This window comes from Okeania sp. SIO2F4 (genome assembly GCF_010672385.1).
Taxonomy (GTDB): Bacteria; Cyanobacteriota; Cyanobacteriia; order Cyanobacteriales; family Microcoleaceae; genus Trichodesmium.
This window is the reverse complement of sequence record NZ_JAAHGT010000999.1, coordinates 694-3,452: the sequence shown is the minus strand read 5'-3', so window position 1 is coordinate 3,452 and position 2,759 is coordinate 694. Positions and strand designations below refer to the sequence as shown.

2 protein-coding genes are annotated in these 2,759 nt (G+C 33.5%); both read left to right on the top strand.

The genetic code is table 11. The features are described 5' to 3' along the window. Nucleotides 1–547 (top strand): tetratricopeptide repeat protein (locus tag F6K22_RS36215; RefSeq protein ID WP_293109480.1); only part of this gene is annotated, 547 nt, incomplete at its 5' end. A gap of 1,300 nt (nucleotides 548–1,847) precedes the next feature. Beyond that, the coding region (locus tag F6K22_RS36210; protein ID WP_293109478.1) for an SdrD B-like domain-containing protein at nucleotides 1,848–2,759 on the top strand (912 nt) is incomplete at its 3' end.

The window sequence follows — 2,759 nt, the reverse complement described above, 5'->3', positions numbered from 1 at the left end:
CTATCCAGCTTGGTATGGCAAGGGAAATGTATTATCTGCTTTAGGTAGGTATAATGCAGCAATAGATGCTTATAAAAAGACAGTAAAAATTAAACCTGATTTTTATTTAGCTTGGCGAGACCAAGGAGCTTTATTTGCTTATTTATATCGACCATACGAGGCATTAATATCTTTTAATCAAGTAATTAAATATAAGCCAGATGATTTTGCAGTTTGGTATCTGAGAGGAAATATTTTAACAACAAATTTTCAGGAATATGAAGAAGCGATCGCTGCCTATAATAAGGCAATTCAATTAAAGTCTGATTTTGCTGATGCTTGGATGGGAAAAGGGGAAGCTCTTTATCGTTTAGGAAATTATGAAAAAGCTAGAGAAGCTGCCCAAGAAGCAATAAAACTTAAGCCTAACGATCCAGAAGTTTTGAGTTTTTTAAATGCTCTGGAGGAACATAGTTTACCGCCCTATCCTGTCGATTCGATACCAAATCAAAGAGAGGTTGAAAGAAGAAATTATCCTCCTCGTAAACAACCTAATTTATTGTGGTAATCAATATATATAGCTTTAAGCAATCAGCTATCAGCTATCAGCTCAAGTTAAGACTATTGGTTATAAAGCAATACGGTTCAGTTAAGGTTAAAAGCATGATTGATAATATGAAAAGAAGGAGGTTCAATCTGCCAAGTACAACCTCGGTGTTTTGGTTTTTTAGAACAAAACTTAGATACAGGCTTTTTGACAACTCTGGGATTATACTTCAATACGGTTCAGTTAGGGATTTTTTGTAAGCATTCAGCTATCAGCTATCAGCTATGAGTTATTAACTAATTATTACACTCTCTGGAGGAATTAGTTGTATCAGAAAATTATCCCATCCTAAGGTCATGCTCCGCAAACGACCGCTTGTTTCTCCTTGCTCATGAGAAGATTTTTACCTTAATTACTCGGTAAGTTATTACGTTCATGCATATGAATGCTTACAATTATTAAGTAATTAACACAGATTTTTTAATCTTTTTGATAATTATTAGTCAGAAGCGTGTTAATTATTCTTGTGTTTAAGCTAAGACGCATTTAAACATTTAAACTGCGTATTAGCAAACTAGGGAAGAAACCGTCAAATCCTCCCCCTATATCCCTATCTCCCCATCTCCTTATCAGCCACAATAAGCAATTTAGATGCTTAACAGATTACTTCTCTCCTACTCCCCTACTCCTTTATTCCCCTACTCCCCAGCTCAAGAAATAGTAGGTTTATATTGAAAAGCACGGAACATTATGCCGTGTTTTTTATTCTATAAAATTAACGACAATATCTACATCATAAAAGTCGGCATATCCTACAGATTAACCCACAAAAATCTGGAATGTTATGGGAAGTGCCTCAGAATTTATTTGATTATTAAGATTGGTTGAGGCGTCAGTAATAAAACTGAGTTATTTATCCGGATTTATCAACATAGTTCAGAATTTTAAATTAAAACTTGCAGATAGAATTATTCTGGATTTGATTTCATAGACAAAAATATTTTTCTCAATATAAAGATTGTTAACTACCCAGGAAAATAAGAGAATGTTTTTCAACAAAATATTAACGCTGAAACCGATGGGATGAATTGGCATTAATGGCTAATAGCAAAGGTAGGGTATTAGTATATATAAACCAACAGAAGACTAGCTATATTTTAGTCAATATTTCAGGAATATTTTCTGATAACCAATAGTTGTATATTTTTGCCTCCCCACTACTTCCTACTCCCTATTCCCTATCTCCTTTTTTATATTTCCTGATACATTCAATCTCTAACATTCAAAATTATTAATTTCTCTATAGTCAAAGGAGTAATATATGGCGACATTAACAGCATCTCAGTTTAACCCTACAGGCAATATTAGTGGCTTAAAATTTAATGACATTAATGCCAATGGTAGGTTAGACCCTAACGAATCTGGCTTACCTAATTTCACAATTTACTTGGATATTAATAACAATGGTTCTTTAGACTTCAATGAACCTGCTAATATTACCAATAATTTTGGAGGTTATTTATTCAATAACTTACCTGCTAATACTTATACAATTAGAGAAATTCAACAACCAGGTTTTAACCAAACTACCCCCACTCCAATTGTAAATGTGACTCCGGGAAGTAATCTGACAAATATCAATATTGGTAATAGTGGGAATGTGAGTAACCGGGGTAGTATTAGTGGCATTAAATTTAATGATACAAATACTAATGGAAGATTAGACCCTGGAGAAAATGGTTTAGCAGATATTACTCTATATTTAGACCTAAATCAAAATGGATTCTTGGATGAGGGAGAACCTCCAACTATTACTGGTGTTAATGGTGAATATTCTTTCCAAGATTTACCTCCCAATACTTATATATTGAGAGAAGTTTCTCCACCAGATTTTGATCAAACTACTCCCGACCCAATTTTAGATGTAACTTCAGGAAGTAATCTGACAGTTAATATTGGAAATGTAAGTAACCGGGGTCAAATTAGCGGTACTAAATTTAATGATATTAATACTAATGGAAGACTAGACCCTGGAGAAAATGGTTTACAAGATATTACTCTATATTTAGACCTAAATCAAAATGGATTCTTGGATGAGGGAGAACCTCCAACTATTACTGGTGTTAATGGTGAATATTCTTTCCAAGATTTACCTCCCAATACTTATATATTGAGAGAAGTTTCTCCACCAGATTTTGATCAAACTACTCCCGACCCAATTTTAGATGTAACT